General features: G+C 64.2%; 17 protein-coding genes and 1 tRNA gene. 11 read left to right on the top strand and 7 right to left on the bottom strand.

Translation table 11 applies throughout. The features are described 5' to 3' along the window. The first annotated feature begins 141 nt into the window (after positions 1-141). From dnaA to GGR39_RS11905, 5 genes are all read left to right on the top strand, one after another. Positions 142-1,569: a chromosomal replication initiator protein DnaA gene (gene dnaA, locus GGR39_RS11925; RefSeq protein ID WP_058737011.1), complete on the top strand. Its 1,428-nt coding sequence runs from the start codon at positions 142-144 to the stop codon at positions 1,567-1,569. Positions 1,570-1,756: 187 nt separating this feature from the next. Then, the gene (locus tag GGR39_RS11920; RefSeq protein ID WP_183617338.1) at positions 1,757-2,596 is read left to right on the top strand and encodes a GGDEF domain-containing protein; all 840 of its coding nucleotides are present in this window, start codon (positions 1,757-1,759) and stop codon (positions 2,594-2,596) included. A 45-nt stretch (positions 2,597-2,641) separates the two neighbouring features. Next, the gene (locus tag GGR39_RS11915; RefSeq protein ID WP_183617337.1) at positions 2,642-3,064 is read left to right on the top strand and encodes a DUF983 domain-containing protein; all 423 of its coding nucleotides are present in this window, start codon (positions 2,642-2,644) and stop codon (positions 3,062-3,064) included. After that, positions 3,061-3,831: a HesA/MoeB/ThiF family protein gene (locus tag GGR39_RS11910; protein ID WP_183617336.1), complete on the top strand. Its 771-nt coding sequence runs from the start codon at positions 3,061-3,063 to the stop codon at positions 3,829-3,831. The genes GGR39_RS11915 and GGR39_RS11910 overlap by 4 nt, the downstream gene beginning before the upstream one ends. Further along, positions 3,828-4,244, top strand: coding sequence for a DUF1810 domain-containing protein (locus GGR39_RS11905; protein WP_183617335.1), 417 nt, complete (start codon positions 3,828-3,830; stop codon positions 4,242-4,244). Before GGR39_RS11910 ends, GGR39_RS11905 begins: the two co-directional genes overlap by 4 nt. Here GGR39_RS11905 and GGR39_RS11900 read toward each other — a convergent pair. Beyond that, positions 4,241-4,948: an NAD-dependent deacylase gene (locus GGR39_RS11900; RefSeq protein ID WP_183617334.1), complete on the bottom strand. Its 708-nt coding sequence runs from the start codon at positions 4,946-4,948 to the stop codon at positions 4,241-4,243. The two genes, GGR39_RS11905 and GGR39_RS11900, sit on opposite strands and share 4 nt — an antisense overlap. 35 nt (positions 4,949-4,983) lie before the next feature. Between GGR39_RS11900 and dapB the strand changes: the two genes are divergently transcribed. Genes dapB through GGR39_RS11885 form a run of 3 tightly spaced genes read left to right on the top strand, consistent with a single transcriptional unit; the run spans position 4,984 to position 6,550 of the window. Continuing rightward, complete coding sequence (gene dapB / locus GGR39_RS11895) at positions 4,984-5,736, top strand: 4-hydroxy-tetrahydrodipicolinate reductase (protein ID WP_183617333.1); 753 nt, start codon at positions 4,984-4,986, stop codon at positions 5,734-5,736. Continuing rightward, on the top strand, positions 5,733-6,395 hold the full coding sequence (nth, locus tag GGR39_RS11890; RefSeq protein WP_183617332.1) for an endonuclease III: 663 nt from the start codon (positions 5,733-5,735) through the stop codon (positions 6,393-6,395). Before dapB ends, nth begins: the two co-directional genes overlap by 4 nt. Continuing rightward, positions 6,395-6,550 carry a hypothetical protein gene (locus tag GGR39_RS11885; RefSeq protein WP_183617331.1) on the top strand — a complete coding sequence of 52 codons (156 nt, stop codon included), beginning with the start codon at positions 6,395-6,397 and terminating at the stop codon, positions 6,548-6,550. Before nth ends, GGR39_RS11885 begins: the two co-directional genes overlap by 1 nt. Before the next feature lie 27 nt (positions 6,551-6,577). Here the strand turns inward: GGR39_RS11885 and GGR39_RS11880 are convergent, their stop codons facing one another. From GGR39_RS11880 to GGR39_RS11860, 5 genes are all read right to left on the bottom strand, one after another. Next, complete coding sequence (locus tag GGR39_RS11880; RefSeq protein ID WP_058737018.1) at positions 6,578-7,876, bottom strand: dicarboxylate/amino acid:cation symporter; 1,299 nt, start codon at positions 7,874-7,876, stop codon at positions 6,578-6,580. 155 nt (positions 7,877-8,031) lie between these two features. Continuing rightward, positions 8,032-9,294, bottom strand: coding sequence for an ATP-dependent Clp protease ATP-binding subunit ClpX (gene clpX, locus GGR39_RS11875; RefSeq protein WP_058737019.1), 1,263 nt, complete (start codon positions 9,292-9,294; stop codon positions 8,032-8,034). A gap of 126 nt (positions 9,295-9,420) precedes the next feature. Beyond that, positions 9,421-10,092 (bottom strand): ATP-dependent Clp endopeptidase proteolytic subunit ClpP, encoded by a 672-nt coding sequence (gene clpP / locus GGR39_RS11870; protein ID WP_183617330.1) that lies wholly within the window; start codon positions 10,090-10,092, stop codon positions 9,421-9,423. 241 nt (positions 10,093-10,333) lie between these two features. Further along, complete coding sequence (gene tig, locus GGR39_RS11865; RefSeq protein WP_183617329.1) at positions 10,334-11,959, bottom strand: trigger factor; 1,626 nt, start codon at positions 11,957-11,959, stop codon at positions 10,334-10,336. A gap of 56 nt (positions 11,960-12,015) precedes the next feature. After that, positions 12,016-12,100, bottom strand: a tRNA-Leu gene (locus GGR39_RS11860). A gap of 156 nt (positions 12,101-12,256) precedes the next feature. Here GGR39_RS11860 and GGR39_RS11855 point away from each other — a divergent pair. Then, on the top strand, positions 12,257-12,451 hold the full coding sequence (locus GGR39_RS11855; protein WP_058737022.1) for a hypothetical protein: 195 nt from the start codon (positions 12,257-12,259) through the stop codon (positions 12,449-12,451). Between the two features lie 45 nt (positions 12,452-12,496). Here the strand turns inward: GGR39_RS11855 and sppA are convergent, their stop codons facing one another. Continuing rightward, positions 12,497-14,386, bottom strand: a complete 1,890-nt coding sequence (gene sppA, locus GGR39_RS11850; protein ID WP_183617328.1) for a signal peptide peptidase SppA — start codon at positions 14,384-14,386, stop codon at positions 12,497-12,499. A 131-nt stretch (positions 14,387-14,517) separates the two neighbouring features. Between sppA and GGR39_RS11845 the strand changes: the two genes are divergently transcribed. Together GGR39_RS11845 and GGR39_RS11840 are read left to right on the top strand one after the other, a co-directional pair. After that, a complete protein-coding gene (locus tag GGR39_RS11845; protein ID WP_183617327.1) occupies positions 14,518-15,498 on the top strand; it encodes an aspartate carbamoyltransferase catalytic subunit in 981 nt (326 codons plus the stop codon). After that, on the top strand, positions 15,495-16,730 hold the full coding sequence (locus GGR39_RS11840; protein WP_183617326.1) for a dihydroorotase: 1,236 nt from the start codon (positions 15,495-15,497) through the stop codon (positions 16,728-16,730). Before GGR39_RS11845 ends, GGR39_RS11840 begins: the two co-directional genes overlap by 4 nt. The last annotated feature ends 50 nt before the right edge of the window (positions 16,731-16,780 follow it).

Below are 16,780 nucleotides of genomic sequence, written 5' to 3'. Positions count from 1 at the left end.
GAAGCTTTGTGTTAGACTGCCGGCATGATCACGAAGGCGGCCTGAGGGCAGCTTCATGAACAAGGAGGCGGTCGGTTGACAGGGTTCTCGGAACAGCCGGCGCAATTTGCGGGCAAGAAAGCGAAATTGGTGCGGGTGGAAATGGAAGAGGATCACGAGGCGTTGAACCTGGCGGCCGATTGGGCCGACATCAGCCAGGGTCTGCGCAAGGATCTTGGCCAGCAGGTCCACGGTCAATGGATCAAGCCGATCCAGCCAGGCAACTACTGCAAGGAGACGGGCACGCTCGATCTCTATCTGCCTACCGAATTTTCCGCGAGCTGGGTGCAGGACCGTTTCTCGGATCGGCTTTCGCTGGCCTGGAAGATCGCGCGGCCCGATGTGCGCCATGTGCGTATCCTGGTGCATCCGGGCCGCAAGCAGTTGCCCGAGTTGCGCCTGGGCAGTGGCGGCAGCCCCCGTCGCCCGGCTAATGATTCGCTGGCCCAAAGCGACCCGATGGCCGCCGCGCTGGAAGGGGAGGCGTTCGCCACCCTGACTCAAGGCGCCGCCAATATCGACGCCTCGCAGACCTTCACCAGTTTCGTCACCGGCACCAGCAACGTGCTGGCCGCCAACGCCGCGCAGCGCATGGCCGCGCTGGAGACGCCGCAGTTCTCGCCGCTCTATCTCAAGGCCGCCACGGGCCAGGGCAAGACGCACCTGCTGCACGCGATCGGCCACGCCTACTTGGCCAGCCATCCCAGCGCGCGAATCTTCTACTGCTCGGCCGAGCGCTTCATGGTCGAGTTCGTCCAGGCCCTGCGCCACAATCAGATGATGGAGTTCAAGTCCCGACTGCGCGGGTTCGACCTGCTGCTGGTGGACGATATCCAGTTCATCATCGGCAAGGCGAGCGCGCAGGAGGAATTGCTCTACACGATTGATGCGCTGCTGGCCGAAGGCAAGCGCCTGGTCTTCGCCGCCGATCGTGCGCCCCAGGCGCTCGACGGGGTAGAGCCGCGCCTCCTCAGCCGCTTGTCGATGGGCTTGGTGGCCGATATCCAGTCTGCCGACATCGAACTGCGCCGCTCGATCCTGGAAAGCCGCCTCACCCGCTTTGCCTCGGTCCAGGTTCCGGCCGACGTGATCGAATTCCTGGCCCGCACCATCAACCGCAACGTGCGCGAGCTGGTGGGCGGCCTCAACAAGCTGATCGCCTATGCCCAGCTGACCGGTCAGGCGGTGTCGCTGCAACTGGCCGAAGAGCAGTTGACCGACATCCTTTCGGCCAACCGCCGCCGGATCACCATCGACGAGATCCAGCGCACGGTCTGCCAGTTCTATCGCATCGACAAGACGGAGATGAGCAGCAAGCGCCGCGCGCGCGCCGTGGTACGGCCGCGGCAGGTGGCGATGTATCTCGCCAAGGTGCTCACACCGCGCTCCTACCCCGAGATCGGCCGCAAGTTCGGCGGGCGCGATCACTCCACCGTGATCCACGCCGTGCGCTTGATCGAGGAACTGCGTACGCGCGACGCGGACATGGACGGCGATGTGCGCAGCTTGCTGCGTCAGCTGGAAAGCTGAGCCGCCACATTCGCAACACAGCCAGTCCGGGGCCGGGAAGCACGCTTTCCGGCCCCGCTGCTTTTTGTGATGTACGCTACTAATTTCCTTATGAAACAACCGTTCTCTATCAATGAAGGCCCAATAGGCATCATCACGTAGAGCGGGCCCGCCAAGGGAACCGCCGGGCAGGAGAGCGGTACCGGTCATGCGTTTCTACAGGGCCACACAGTTCCTGTTTCCCCGTCAATTCGAGCTTCGCCTCCTGACGATCGCGCTTCTCGCGGTACTGCTGCCGACAGTCCTTGTTCTCGCGTTTGGCTTTACGACATTGGGATGGCCGCCCCGCACCGCAGGCATGATGTTGCTGGCGGCGCTCCTGGGCGCGGGTCTTGCCACGGCGGCGATTCATGCGTTGCTGGCCCCCCTGGCAACGGCAACGGCAATGTTGCGCGCGATCCAAATCGGCGAGTCTGTGGCGGACATCCCGGTGGGCGGAGAGGATCTGGTCGGACGTCTGCTGCGCGGGGTGAGCCAAGCGGCCAGAGACGCCGAGGAACGTTCGGATGCCATGGTCGTCGTCGCCGAACATGATCCGCTGACCAAGATCCTCAATCGCCGCGGCTTCATGCGCGCGGCCGAGCGCCTGCTGGTCGGGGAGCGCCCGGCGGTCCTTGCGCTGATCGACCTGGATCATTTCCGGGCGATCAACGACCACCTGGGCCACGATGTCGGTGATGAGCTGCTCTTCGCCTTTGCGCAGCGCGTGCGCGATACGGTGCGCGGTACCGATATCTGCGCGCGTTGGGGCGGCGAGGAGTTCGCCGTGCTGCTGCCCGGCGCGACGCTGGATCAGGCCCACGCGGCGATGGGCCGACTGCGCAGTTCGATTGCGCGACACCCCCTGCCCGGCGCCGGGCTGACGTTCTCCTGTGGTCTGGCCGACACGTGCGGCTTCGACGATCTCGACGATACGGCCCGCCGCGCCGACAAGGCGCTCTACTCCGCCAAGCACCTGGGGCGCGACCGGACCGAACTGGCGGATTGAGCAGCGCGCTTTTCCCGGCGCAGCGCTTGCGATAAGGCGCTGGGGATGATCCCCACCGTGTGTTCTCCCGCCCTGCCCGCGACCTTCTGGCGCGCCATCCAACGCGGCGTGCGTGGGCGGTGCCCACGCTGCGGCGAGGCGCCGCTATTTCGCAAGTGGCTGAAATCGCAGGAGCTTTGCGCTCATTGTGGACAGGACTGGAGCCATCACCGGGCCGACGATTTCCCCGCCTACATCGCGATGCTGCTGACCGGGCACCTGCTAGCCCCGGTGATGATCGCGTTGACGCTGGATCTCGATCTTTCCCCCGCGGTCATCCTGACGCTGTTGCTGCCGACGGCGGTGGCGATGATGCTGGCGATGTTGGGCCCGGCAAAAGGCGCGGTGATCGCGGCGCAATGGTGGCACGGTCTCCACGGCTTCACCCGGGAACGCGCAGCGCTGGCGCCCCAGAGTCCTTCGCAATGAGCCTATCGCCCGACCGCCTCGAACGCTTCGCGCGCCATATCGTGCTGCCCGAAGTGGGCGGCACCGGGCAAGTGGCGCTGGCGCAAGGCCACATCGTGCTGATCGGCTGCGGCGGGATCGGCAGCCCCGCCCTGCAATACCTCGCCGCCGCCGGGATCGGACAGCTTACTCTGATCGATTCCGACACGATCGACCTCAGCAACCTGCAACGCCAGACCATCTTTACGCCCGCCGATGTCGGGCATGCCAAGGCGAAGGTCGCAGCCGCATGGGTCCATCGCTTCGATCCCGCGCTGCAAGTGCGCGCCATCGTCGATCGCGTCACGCGTGAGAACGTCGCCGCTCTGCTGGCCGGCGCGGACGTGGTGCTGGATGGCTGCGACAACTTCGCGACGCGGTTGATCGTGTCGGATGCCAGCGTTGCCGCCGGCATCCCCCTCACCAGTGTGGCGATCGGCCGCTTCCAAGGTCAGATCGCCAACTTCGCCGGGCACTTGCCCGATCAGCCGTGCTACCGCTGCTTCGTGGGCGACGCTTTCGATGCCGAGGATTGCGATACCTGCGCTGCCGATGGCGTGCTGGGCGCGATGGCCGGGATGGCCGGCACTTTCGGCGCGATGCAGGCCATGCGCGTGCTTCTTCAAGGCCATGCCGCGCTCGGCGATCCGCAATTCGGCACGATCCACCTCCTGGATGGTCTCACCCCCTCGCTTCGCCCGCTAGCGATTGCGAAAGACCCCGGCTGCAAGGGCTGCGGTGCGACATGACCGACGATCTCCACCGCTTCGTGGCAGCGCAGGCGCAGACCTACGCCGATGCCCTGGCGGAAATCCGGGCAGGCGCGAAACGCAGCCATTGGATGTGGTTCATTTTCCCGCAGATCGCGGGCTTGGGACGCAGTGCGATAGCGCAGCACTATGCCATCGCATCGCTGGACGAAGCGCGGGCCTATCTTGCGCATCCCCTGCTGGGGGCACGACTGCGTGAATGCGTGTCGGCGCTCAATTCGCTAGAGACCACCACGGCGGAGCGTGTCTTCGGCACAATCGACGCGATGAAGCTGCGCTCGTCCCTCACTTTATTCGAGGGAGCGGGGGCGGACTTTGGCGGCACGATAGATCGCTGGTTCGGCGATCGCGATTCCCAGACGCTCGCCCTTCTGCAGAACACGTCGCGCTAGGACGCGGCCGAAAGCACCTCGTCCACCCAGGCCGGCACGATCTGAGTCGCCGGGCCATGGCGCGCTTCCTCGAACCAGCGGGTTCCCTTGGACGGCTCCAGATTCAACTCCAGCGTATGCGCGCCCATTTCCCGCGCGTTGCGCACGAAGCCCGCAGCGGGATAGACCGCGCCGGACGTGCCGATCGAAACGAACAAGTCCGCCTCACGCAGGGCCGCATAAATCTCGTCCATCCGATAGGGCATCTCGCCAAACCACACGACGTCCGGCCGCAGCGCCCGCTCGCCACACACCGGGCACGGCGGACGCTCGATCAGAGTGCCGGTCCAAGGCGAGCGCGTATCGCAGGCGGTGCACCAGGCGAGCAGATGCTCCCCATGCATATGCAGCACCCGCTCAGCACCGGCGCGCTCGTGAAGATCGTCGACATTCTGGGTCACGATCAGCAATTCGCCCGGCCATTCCGCATCGAGCCGCGCCAGCGCCAGATGCGCGGCATTGGGCTCCTTGGTCTGGATGGCGGCGCGGCGCATGTCATAGAAGCGCAGCACCAGATCGGGATCGCGCGCAAAGGCTTCGGGCGTCGCGACGTCCTCCACCCGGTGCCGTTCCCATAAGCCGCCTTCCGAGCGGAACGTGTCGATGCCGCTCTCGGCTGAAATCCCGGCGCCGGAGAGGATGACGATATTGCGGATGTCCTTCATCACCGGCATGAGACACGCGCAACAAGGATCGCGCAATGACGTCTTCGGGGACATCTTCAGGTATTCGCATCGGCATCATCGGCAGCGCCGGTCGCATGGGTCAGGCGATCGCCGCCGCAATCGCGGAGGCAGGAGCCACGTTAGCCGGCGGGATCGACAAGGATGGCGATGTCGCCGCCTTGGCCGCGCACAGCGACGTACTGGTGGATTTCTCGTCCCCCGCCGCGTTGGAGGGCAATCTCGATGCGGCGGTGGCCGCCGGGGTACCGGTGGTGATCGGCACCACCGGGCTGGAAGAGCGCCACCATTTTCTGATTGATCACGCGGCGGAGCGGATCGCCATCCTGCAAACCGGCAACACCTCGCTTGGCGTCACCCTACTGGCCCATCTGGTGCGCGAAGCGGCAAGCCGCCTGGCCGAAGACTGGGATATCGAGATCGTCGAGACGCATCACCGCATGAAGGTGGACGCGCCCTCCGGCACTGCGCTGCTGCTGGGCGAAGCCGCTGCCGCGGGTCGAGGGATTGGCCTGGACGAGCATAGCGAGCGCGGGCGGGACGGGATCACGGGCAAGCGCGAACACGGCACGATCGGCTTTGCGTCGTTGCGCGGCGGCTCGGTGGCGGGCGACCACTCAGTGATGTTCCTCAGCGATGGCGAGCGTGTCACCCTGTCTCACATGGCCGAGAATCGCTCGATCTTCGCCAAGGGTGCGGTGCGGGCCTGCCAGTGGCTGGTCGGCAAACCGGCGCGGCGATACACGATGCCCGAAGTGCTCGACCTTTGAAGAAGGCCGATATTTTCGAGTTCTTCCGCCGCCTGGCGGAGGCCAATCCCGATCCGGTGACGGAGCTCGAATACGGCCGGGACAATGTCTACCAGTTGCTGGTGGCCGTCGTTCTTTCAGCCCAGTCAACCGACGTAGGCGTCAACAAAGCCACCCGCGCGCTGTTCCGGGAAGTGACCAAGCCCGATCAGATGATCGAATTGGGCGAAGAAGGCCTGAAGGAACACATCAAGACGATCGGTCTGTTCAACTCGAAGGCCAAGAACGTCATCGCCTTGTCGGAAATCCTGGTGCGGGACTATGGCGGCGAGGTGCCGGCCGATCGCGATGCCCTTGTCACGTTGCCCGGCGTGGGCCGCAAGACCGCCAACGTGGTGATGAATTCCGCGTTCGGTGCGGAGACCTTCGCGGTCGACACTCATATATTTCGCGTCGGCAACCGCACGGGGTTGGCCAAGGGCAAGACGCCGCTCGCAGTGGAACTGGGCCTGGAAAAGAAAGTGCCCCAACCCTTTCGCATCGGCGCTCATCACTGGCTGATCCTGCACGGCCGCTACATTTGCAAGGCCCGCACACCCGAATGCTGGCGCTGTCCGGTGGTGGACTTGTGCAGCTTCAAGGCCAAGGTACTGGAGAAGCCCAAGAGCCGCGCCGACTGATGCGATGGTGGAAGCGCTTCTGGCTGCGCTACCTCTATTACTGCAAGGTCCACTGGTTCATTGCTGCGTCGATCGTCGCAACCATCCTCTGGCTTCTATGGCAAAGCGTGTCGCTTCTCGGTCTCCTGCTGGATGTCGTCGCCATTTTCGCCTGACCGTAAGGCGCGCAATACCCGGACGATTTACGTTTCCTTGGTGACTGCGGAAATCACCGTCGCCGCTACCAGATCGCCGATGACGTTCAGCGTTGTGCGGCACATATCCAAAAAGCGATCGACGCCCAGGATCAGGCCGATGCCCTCGGGCGGCACGCCAACGCCGTTCAGGATCAGGGCGATCACCGGCAGCGATCCGGCCGGTACCCCCGCGGTGCCCACGCCCGCCAGGATGCACACCAGCATCACGAAGATCTGCTGCCCCAAGTCCAGGCTAACTCCGAAGAACTGCGCCAGGAACAGCACGGTCACGCCTTCGAACATGGCGGTGCCGTTCTGGTTTGCCGTCGCCCCGATGGTCAGGACGAAGCGCGACACTTTCGTGGGCAGCTTTAGCTCATCCTCGGCAACCCGAAGCGAGGTCGGCAGGGTGGCGTTTGAACTGGCGGTGGAGAAGGCCATCAGGCTCGCCTCGCGCGTCTCGCGAAAGAAGGCGATCGGACTTTTCTTGGCGATGAACGCCAGCAGCAGCGAAAACACACCGAAGGTTTGCAAGGCCAGGGCCAACAGCACGACGCCGACGTAGGCCGCCAGCTTGAACAGCAGATCCCACCCGAACTGCGCGGCCAGGTTGAACATGAAGCAGAAGATGGCGAACGGCGCGAGCTGGATGACGATGTTGATCAACTTCATCGCCACCTGGAACACACCTTCGATCGCGTCCTTCAACACATCGGTCTTGCGTGATTGCACCAGCAGAATGCCGATGCCGAAAAACAGCGCGAAGAACATCACCGCCAGGATATCGTTCTGGCTCATGGCGGTGATGACGTTCGTGGGCACGATGCCCAGCACTGCTTCGACGCCGCCCTTCGCCTCTTTAGACGCGGCGACAATGCCGGATGCGGCCTGCCCGCCTTGCGCCAGCAATGCCTGCGCCGCGTCCCGATCGACGCCGGCGCCCGGACGCAGGACGTTGACGATCGTCAGCGACAGGACGACGGCGATGCCGGAGACGATGATGGTATAAAGCAGCGTGGCGATGCCGACCCGGCGCAGTGCCCGGATTTCGCCCATCTCGGCGATGCCCAGAACTAGCGCGGAAAACAGCAGCGGCAGAACCAGCATGAACAGTAGCCGGAGGAAGATCTGGCCGATCGGACCCGTGACGTACGTCACGATAGTCGAAACCCACGGCGCGCCCGCCGCAAACGTATAGACCAGAAGACCCGCCCCCAGCCCAGCGATAAAGCCGATCAGGATACGCCACTGCAGTCCGTTGGCATGCGCTTCTACCGAAGCATCGGAAGCTGGGGCGTCAGTCATCAGGTCTTGGTCTCCAGCACGGCGATGATGCCGCCGCTAGGGAAGCAAGAGGACCCCTACAAAGCAAGGCCGCAATTGCGGGGCAATGCGGCCTTGCTTGGAAAAAAGTCGGGGAACATCCGCCTCGCCATTACTGGCAAGGCGGGCAATCAGGATCAGGCGGCGGCTTCGGCCTTGTCGCCCTTGTGAACGCGGACCGGTTCCTTGCGGCCTTCCACCACGTCCTTATCGACCACGACCTCGGCAATGTTGTTCTCGGTCGGTAGGTCGAACATGGTGTCAAGCAACATGCTTTCCACGATGGAGCGAAGGCCACGCGCGCCGGTCTTGCGTTCGATAGCGCGCTGCGCGATCGCCTCCAGCGCATCGTCGGTGAACGTCAGCTCAACGTCTTCAAGGTCGAACAGCTTGGCATACTGCTTGATCAGCGCGTTCTTCGGCTCGCTGAGAATCTTCACCAGCGCGACGATATCCAGATCTTCCAGCGTCGCGATGACGGGGAGACGTCCGACGAACTCCGGGATCAGACCGAACTTGAGGAGATCCTCCGGCTCTGCCTTCTGCAGCAGTTCACCAATGCGGCGCTTGTCGGGATCGGCGACATGGTTGCCGAAACCGATTGAACGCTTCTGCAGGCGATCGGAGATGATCTTGTCCAACCCGGCGAACGCGCCGCCGCAAATGAACAGGATGTTGGTCGTATCCACCTGCAGGAATTCCTGCTGCGGATGCTTGCGGCCACCCTGCGGCGGGACGGAGGCGGTCGTGCCTTCCATCAGCTTGAGCAACGCTTGCTGCACGCCCTCGCCCGAAACGTCACGCGTGATCGACGGATTCTCGGCCTTGCGGCTGATCTTGTCGATCTCGTCGATATAGACGATGCCGTGCTGCGCCTTCTCGACATTATAGTCGGAGGATTGCAGCAGTTTGAGGATGATGTTTTCCACGTCCTCGCCCACGTAACCCGCTTCGGTAAGCGTCGTGGCGTCGGCCATGGTAAACGGAACGTCGAACGTCTTGGCCAGCGTCTGAGCCAGCAGCGTCTTGCCCGAACCGGTGGGCCCGATCAGAAGGATGTTCGACTTCGAAAGCTCGACATCACCGGATTTTCCGCTGTGCTTCAACCGCTTATAGTGGTTGTGCACCGCAACCGAAAGCACGCGCTTGGCGCGATCCTGGCCGATGACATAGTCGTTCAGCGTTTCGCAGATCTCTCGCGGCGATGGGACGCCGCCGTCCTTCTTGCCGGCAATACCTGCCTTGGTTTCTTCGCGGATGATGTCGTTGCAAAGCTCGACACACTCATCGCAAATGAACACGGTCGGACCCGCGATCAGCTTGCGCACCTCATGCTGCGATTTCCCGCAGAAGCTGCAGTAAAGGGTGCTCTTGGCGTCAGATCCGCTCAATTTGGTCATTCTCGTTCTTGCTGCCCCGGCGCGGGGCGACTCGCCACCCTTACTCTGCGGGGGGCCTGTTGATCAATCCTAGCTAGCGATGGTTGCCGCCAGATGAAGGGTGACCCAAGGGCCACCCTCCCTGTATCACTTTGCCTCTTCGGCCTTTTCCGCGTCCGGCCGGCTCTCGAACACCTTGTCCACAAGACCGAAGGTCAAAGCCTCGTCGGCCTCCAGGAACGTGTCGCGATCCATCGCCTTCTCGATGTCATCCAGCGACTTGCCGGTGTATTTGACGTAGAGATCGTTCAGGCGGCGACGCATCCGCAGGATCTCACGAGCCTGGATTTCGATATCGCTGGCCATGCCCTGCGCGCCGCCCGAAGGCTGGTGCACCATGATTCGGGCGTTGGGCAGAGCGATCCGCATGCCGGGCTCACCCGCCGCGAGCAGGAAGCTACCCATCGAGGCGGCCTGCCCGATGCAGACGGTGGACACGCGTGGGCGAATGTACTGCATGGTGTCATGGATCGCCATGCCGGCCGTTACCACGCCACCGGGCGAGTTGATGTACATCGAGATATCCTTGGAGGGATTTTCACTCTCCAGGAACAGCAGCTGCGCGACGATCAGCGAGGCCATGTGATCCTCGACCGCGCCGGTGATGAATACGATACGCTCCCGCAGCAGGCGCGAGTAGATATCGAAGCTACGCTCGCCACGGCTGGTCTGTTCGACCACCATCGGCACGAGTGCGCCGGTCACGGGATCGGCGGTGAACTTACCCTGGGCGCCGCTTGCGCCGAACAAGTCGATCATGGAGGTCCTCTTCAATCTGGACCCGCTATGTCGCGTGCCTCTGGCTTCAGTTCAAGGGCATTAACCCACGTATCGGCCATGTGCTCCCCGCAGGTTGGGGATAGTCCGGCGTTCGTACCACAAATCACCCGCCTAAAGCCTGCCGCAAAGCACTGATCCCAGGCAGATCGATCTGGCCCCAAAAGCAAGAAGCGCCGCAGCCAGGCCGCGACGCTCCTTGCGTGAGATCATAGCGAGAGGATCAATCCTCGGTCGTGGCCGCCTTCTTCGCAGGAGTCTTCTTGGCCGGCTTGGCCTCGGCTTCAGCGGCATCGCCTTCGTCGGCGGCCTCGGCCTTCTTTTTGGCCGGAGCCTTCTTCGCCGCAGGCTTGGCTTCCGCGTCAGCCTCTGTCTCGGCTTCAGCTGCAGCAGGCTCGGCTGCCTTCTTCTTGGCAGGAGCCTTCTTCGGCTCGGCATCGGCTTCCGCTTCGTCGGTCGCGTCAGCCTTCTTGGCCTTCTTCGCCGCTGCCTTCTTCGGCTTGGCGTCGGAGGTCGTTTCGTCTGCGTCCGCTTCGATCGCGGCCTGCAGCTCTTCGCGCGTCACTTCACGCTCGGTCACGTCGGCCTTCTCGATCAGGAAATCGACGACCTTGTCCTCATAAAGAGGCGCGCGAAGCTGGGCTGCGGCCATCGGGTCCTGGCGGACATACTCGACGAAACGCTGGCGATCTTCCGGGCGGTACTGCTGCGCGGCCTGCTGCAGCAGCATCTGCATCTCCTGCGCGCTCACTTCGACGCCGTTGCTCTGGCCGATTTCCGACAGCAGCAGGCCCAGGCGCACGCGGCGCTCTGCGATCTTGCGATAATCTTCCTTCTCGGCCTCGATCTCGGCGATCGCGGCTTCGGGGTCTTCCTCGCGCGCGGCTTCCTGCTGAAGCTGCTGCCAGATCTGCTCGAACTCGGCCTCGACCATCGTCGGCGGCACGGCGAAATCATGACCGGCGGCAAGCTGGTCGAGCAGCTGGCGCTTCATCTGGGTGCGGGTAAGGCCTTCGGTCTCCGATTCGAGCTGACCGCGCAGCAGGCCCTTGAGCTGGTCGAGCCCTTCCAGGCCCAGCTGCTTGGCGAACTCGTCATCGATCTTGGTTTCGGCCGGCACCTTCACTTCGTGGACGGTGATGTCGAAGGTGGCGTCCTGCCCCTTGAGGTTGGCGGCCGGGTAATCTTCGGGGAAAGTGACGGTGATGGTACGCTCTTCACCGGCCTTGGCGCCGATGAGCTGCTCTTCGAAGCCAGGGATCAGGCGGCCCGAGCCGATCACGATCGCCTGCTGTTCAGCCTTGCCGCCCTCGAACTCTTCGCCGTTTAGCTTGCCGACGAAATCGCAGATCACCTGGTCGCCATCTTCGGCGGCGCGGCCTTCTGCGGCTTCGTAGCTCTTCTGCTGCTCGGCAAACTTCTGCACCTGCTCGTCCACCGCCTCGTCGGCGACGGGCACGGTCAGCTTTTCCAGCTTCAGGCCATCGATCGCGGGCGCTTCGATCTTGGGCAGCACTTCCAGGCTGACGGACAGTTCGGCGTCCTTGCCCTCTTCATAGCCTTCGCCCAGCGAAACGTCGGGCTGCATCGCGGGACGCAGGGCGTTATCCGCCACCAACTTGTCCATCGCTTCCTTGATGGAGGTCTGCAGCGCCTCCTGGTGAAGCGCCGGGCCATGCATCTTCTTGACGAGATTGGCGGGCACCTTGCCGGGGCGGAAGCCGGGCATCTTCATCGTCGGGGCGATGCGCTTCACCTCACCCTCGATGCGGGCCGAGATTTCGGTGGCGGGGATGGTCACCGTATAGGCGCGCTTCAGCCCCTCATTGGTGGTCTCGACGATCTGCATTGGTCCGATGCCTTCCTGTACACGCGGCACGGAGCATCCTCACACGGGCGGAAAATTGGTGCGGGCGAAGGGACTCGAACCCCCACATCTTTCGATACTGGTACCTAAAACCAGCGCGTCTACCAATTCCGCCACGCCCGCAAAGAAACTCGTAGCCTGAAACTCAAGGGACGTGCCCTTATAGACCCTCGCCGGATTGAGCAAGGGTCCGCCGCCAGCGCGCGCAACTTGGCGGCGCGGTGGGCGTTGGTTGACCAGGGATCGAGAATACCCGATCAAGAACAAAGGAATGACCTGATGGCCACCGACCCGGGCGCGCCGCGCCCTGATATCGACCGCCCCGACGTTTCGCCAGACGAAGTGACGCCTGCGCCCACTGCACCCGAGCAGCCCGGCACCCCTGAAGGACCGGACGAAGTGCCGGGACAAGCGCCGGATATCGACGCTCCGGATCAGGGTCCGATAGAGATGCCGCCGCCGATGCAGGGCTGATGGCAAGGGAATGGGGCTGAGCATGGCACTCGCCCCGTTCTTGATCTAGTTCACCAGAAGAACGAGCTGCTTCATCCACCCGATCGTGCCCAATCCTGCCGATGAACGCAGCGTCGCCGTCGATGGGACGCCGGGGCATTCCAGACACATCGCCTGCATCCCCTGGCCCGACACCATCGCCTCCGCCTGGTTGAGTGCGGTCGCCAACTGCATCCGTTGACGCCGGGCGGCGAAGGCGGAGATGTCACCACCTGTGCCCCGCTTGCGATACATCTGCAGGAGCAAGGCGTTCAACGGGTCTTCCTTGCGGCCGATATACTTCACCTGCCAGGCCGCGTTGCCCAACTTTGCCGCCTTCGCAGCGTAGGCGAGCGCGGCGTCGAGATCGCCGAAGCCATCGATCAGGCCGTTCTCCCGCGCGCGTTCCCCCGTCCAGACGCGGCCTTGCGCGATTCCATCGACCTGCTGCGGCGTCTTGCCGCGCGCCTTGCCGACAATACCGAGGAACTTCGCGTAGGCATTCTCGATGCCGATCTGCACGATCTGCTCCAGCTCGGGCGAGAGTCCCCCCAGGAGATCGGGCTGGCCTGAAAGCGGAGTGGTCTTCACGCCGCCCGAACTGACGCCGATATCCGCCAAGGCCCGCTCGAATGAGGGGAGTATGCCGAATACGCCGATCGAACCGGTGATCGTGCCCGGCTCGGCGAAGACATATTGGGCCGGCGTGGAAACCCAATAGCCCCCACTCGCCGCCACGTTACCCATCGATGCGACGATCGGAATACCCTTCTGCTTGTAGCGCTCGATCGATCGGCGGATGCGCTCCGATGCCAGCACCGAGCCGCCGGGCGAATCGATGCGCACCACCAGCGCCTTGATGTCGTTGCTCAAGGCGTCATCCAGAGCCTGGGCGATGCGATCGCCACCGGCGGTGCCGGGTCCGGCCTCGCCATCGACGATATTGCCGGCGATCGTCACCACCCCGATCTGCGCGCCGCTGCGGCTTTCGGGATGCGCGGCAAGGTACGTTGCCAGTTGCGTGCCGACCAATTGCCCCGAGGGCTTGTCCGATGCCTCTGCACCCGAAAGCTGCGCCACGCGCGAGGCGAAGTCGCTGGGCGTGCCGATCCGGTCGATCAGGCCAGCCGCTTGCGACGCCTTGGCAAAATCACCACCAGAAGCCTTGAGCCAGCCCACCGGATCGCCGGTCACCAGCGCCAGGTTCGCTTTCGGCCGCGCTTTCTTCACGTCCGCCTGCCAATTGCGCCACAGGCCGCCGTAAAGGTCGGTGTACGATTCGATCGCCGCCGGCGATGGTCCATCGCGGGTATAGGGCTCCACGAAAGTCTTGTAGGTGCCGACGCGGAAGACGTGGGCGTTGATCTTCAGCTTCTGCAGCAAGGTCCCGAAATAGAGGTTGTTGCCCCCCGGCCCCACCGCCAGGGCACCGCCCATGGGGTTGACCCAGGCCTCGCTGGCGTGCGCGGCCAGCTGCGTGCCATCGTCGGCGTAGGTGTCCGCATAAGTCAGCACCGGCTTGCCCGCCTTGCGCACGGCATCCATCGCCGCGCCGATATCGCGCAAGTGGACGAAGCCGCCGCCAGTGAAGCGCGACAAGTCGATCGCCACCAGCTTGATTTTGCTGTCTTTCGCCGCCGCCAGCAGCGCCCGTTCGACGTCGCGGGCGCGCACGTCGGCGGGCAGATTGGCATTGGTGGTCTGGGCCACCAGCAGGTCTGTGGTGGTGACGTCCGCCGTCTCTTCCACCACCGCGCCGTCCAGCTGGATCACCAGCGCGCCCTCGCTCACCTTGCCGGGCGTGGGCCGCATCGACAGCAGGGCGTAGAGCAGGCCGAAGAACAGCAGCAGCAGCGCCAGGACCAGCGCGTCCTTCACCGCCACCAGCAACTTCCAGACCTTGCGCGCGAATTTCATGCAAACCTGCCTTTCGTGGCGAGGCCTTAGACCAGAACGTACCGGATCAGAACCGCCGAGTGCGCCGATCGCGCGCGGCCCGGTCAAATCCCTTGAGCCCGCCCCCGCCCTTCCCTAATGCCTCGTCTTCAATGACAGCACCGACATACACTTATCCGGCAGGTTCGGCGGCCTTCCCGCACCGTGGCCTCGTCGGCATTGCCGGCCTCGCTCCCCATGAAATCCACTACATGCTCGATGAGGCGCAGCAGTGGGTGGAGATGAACCGGCAGGCGAAGAAAACGCGCGATCTGCTGGCCGGCCTCACCATCATCAACGCCTTTTTCGAGAACTCCACGCGCACGCTGCTGAGCTTCGAGATCGCCGGCAAGCGCCTGGGCGCCGACGTCGTGAACATGACGGTTGCCACGTCCAGCGTGAAGAAGGGCGAGACCTTGATCGATACCGCGATGACGCTGAACGCGATGCATGCCGATGCGATCGTCATCCGCCATGCCAGCTCGGGCGCGGTGCAGCTGATTGCCGACATGGTGGATTGCCCGGTCCTCAACGCCGGGGATGGCCAGCACGAGCACCCGACGCAAGCCTTGCTGGATGCGCTGACGATCCGCCATGCCAAGCGCCATTTCAACGGCCTCGTCGTTACCATCTGCGGCGATATCCTGCACAGCCGCGTCGCCCGCTCCAACATTCTGTGCCTCACCTCTCTGGGTGCCGAAGTGCGCGTGTGCGCTCCGCCCGCGCTGATGCCGGAGGCGATCGAGATGATGAACGTCGCGGTCTATCATGATTTTGAAAAGGCCCTGCAAGGCGCGGACGTGGTGATGATGCTGCGCCTGCAGCTGGAGCGGATGCAGGGCCAGTTCATCCCCTCCCCCCGCGAATATCGGCACCTGTACGGCCTGACGCTTGAGCGGCTTGCCATGGCCCGCCCGGATGCGTTGGTCATGCATCCCGGCCCGATGAACCGCGGCGTCGAGATCGACAGCAATGTCGCCGATCTGGTCGGTCGGTCGCAGATCACCACGCAAGTCGAGATGGGCGTGGCTATGCGCATGGCCTGCCTGGATGTGCTGACGCGGCGCACGCGCGCTGTGGAGGGTTGGGCATGAGCCAGGCCGCGCCACTTACCATCACCAACGGCCGCATCGTCCACCCCGATGGCACCGTCGCGCCAGGCGCCGTCCGTTGCGAGGGGGACCGGATCGTGGCGGTCGGAGCCGACGCTCAGCCCCAGCCGGGGGACCGGATCCACGATGCCAAAGGATTGCTGATCGCCCCCGGCCTGGTGGACTATGGCGTCTTCGCGATCGACAAGCCGGCGTTCCACTTCGGCGGCGTCACCCGTGCGGCGCTGATGCCGGATCAGAACCCGCCCCTCGACGTTCCGCCCCGCGTTCGCTTTGCCGCCTCGTCCGGTAAGCCTGATTTCTGGGTCCATCCCCTGGCCGCGGCCACCCGCGAGCTTGAGGGCGAAAAACTGGCCGAGATCGCGATGATGCGGGACGCCGGTGCGCGCGGGATCGCCACCGGTCGGCGCTGGATCGCCGATTCGGGCACGATGCTGCGGTTGTGCCAATATGCCGCGATGCTGGGCATGACGGTCTGCACCCATGCCGAAGATGCCGGCCTGGTGGGGTCCGCCGTGGCCACCGCGGGCGAAATGGCGACACGTCTGGGCCTCCCCGCCGCGCCGGCCCAGGCCGAATCACTCGCCATCGCGCGCGATATCGCCATTGCCGAAATGGCCGATTGCGCCATCCACTTCCGCACGGTGACGACCGCCGCCGGGCTGGAACTGGTGCGACACGCCAAGGCCCGCGGGATCAAGGTGACGGCGGGAGTCACGCCTGCCTATTTCATGCTGTCCGATCTGGCGGTGGCGCAGTTCAGGACGTTTGCGCACCTCTCCCCGCCACTGCGCTCCGAGGCAGACCGGAAGGCGGTGATCGCGGGAATCGCGGACGGGACGATCGACGTCATCGCCTCAGGCCACGATCCGCGCGGAGCGGAGGACAAGCGGCTGCCCTTCACCGATTCGGCGCCAGGCATGGCCGGAGCGGAGACACTGCTGCCCTTGACCCTGACCCTGGTGCGGGACGGCGTGATCGATCTTGGCCGCGCCTTTGCGCTGCTGGCGGCAAATCCCGCTCGGCTGCTGGGGGTCGAGGCGGGGAAACTGGCGACGGGAGCCGAAGCCGATATCGCGGTGATCGACGCCGATCGCCCCTGGATCGTCGACTCCGACAAAATGGCCGCCAGCGCCGGTAACACCCCGTTCGATCGCCAGCCCGTGCAGGGCCGCGTATCGGCGCTGTTCAAGGGCGGCGCGCAAGTCGCCTAGTTACTTCGCGACAGGCCGACGCCTAAAAAAAAACGCCCCCGCTACGAGAG

Origin of the sequence: Novosphingobium fluoreni (assembly GCF_014196615.1) — a bacterium.
GTDB classification, from domain to species: Bacteria; Pseudomonadota; Alphaproteobacteria; order Sphingomonadales; family Sphingomonadaceae; genus Novosphingobium; species Novosphingobium fluoreni.
The sequence above is the reverse complement of the archived record's forward strand: the minus strand, read 5'-3'. Positions and strand labels throughout refer to the sequence as shown.

Coding starts and splice junctions, on each gene's coding strand:
- clpX (WP_058737019.1), bottom strand. CDS start 9,294: ATGACCAAATTGAGCGGATCTGACGCCAAGAGCACCCTTTACTGCAGC.
- GGR39_RS11910 (WP_183617336.1), top strand. CDS start 3,061: ATGAGCCTATCGCCCGACCGCCTCGAACGCTTCGCGCGCCATATCGTG.
- GGR39_RS11905 (WP_183617335.1), top strand. CDS start 3,828: ATGACCGACGATCTCCACCGCTTCGTGGCAGCGCAGGCGCAGACCTAC.
- GGR39_RS11920 (WP_183617338.1), top strand. CDS start 1,757: ATGCGTTTCTACAGGGCCACACAGTTCCTGTTTCCCCGTCAATTCGAG.
- GGR39_RS11855 (WP_058737022.1), top strand. CDS start 12,257: ATGGCCACCGACCCGGGCGCGCCGCGCCCTGATATCGACCGCCCCGAC.
- GGR39_RS11845 (WP_183617327.1), top strand. CDS start 14,518: ATGACAGCACCGACATACACTTATCCGGCAGGTTCGGCGGCCTTCCCG.
- sppA (WP_183617328.1), bottom strand. CDS start 14,386: ATGAAATTCGCGCGCAAGGTCTGGAAGTTGCTGGTGGCGGTGAAGGAC.
- GGR39_RS11900 (WP_183617334.1), bottom strand. CDS start 4,948: ATGAAGGACATCCGCAATATCGTCATCCTCTCCGGCGCCGGGATTTCA.
- GGR39_RS11880 (WP_058737018.1), bottom strand. CDS start 7,876: ATGACTGACGCCCCAGCTTCCGATGCTTCGGTAGAAGCGCATGCCAAC.
- GGR39_RS11840 (WP_183617326.1), top strand. CDS start 15,495: ATGAGCCAGGCCGCGCCACTTACCATCACCAACGGCCGCATCGTCCAC.
- GGR39_RS11885 (WP_183617331.1), top strand. CDS start 6,395: ATGCGATGGTGGAAGCGCTTCTGGCTGCGCTACCTCTATTACTGCAAG.
- GGR39_RS11915 (WP_183617337.1), top strand. CDS start 2,642: ATGATCCCCACCGTGTGTTCTCCCGCCCTGCCCGCGACCTTCTGGCGC.
- dnaA (WP_058737011.1), top strand. CDS start 142: ATGGAAGAGGATCACGAGGCGTTGAACCTGGCGGCCGATTGGGCCGAC.
- dapB (WP_183617333.1), top strand. CDS start 4,984: ATGACGTCTTCGGGGACATCTTCAGGTATTCGCATCGGCATCATCGGC.
- clpP (WP_183617330.1), bottom strand. CDS start 10,092: ATGATCGACTTGTTCGGCGCAAGCGGCGCCCAGGGTAAGTTCACCGCC.
- tig (WP_183617329.1), bottom strand. CDS start 11,959: ATGCAGATCGTCGAGACCACCAATGAGGGGCTGAAGCGCGCCTATACG.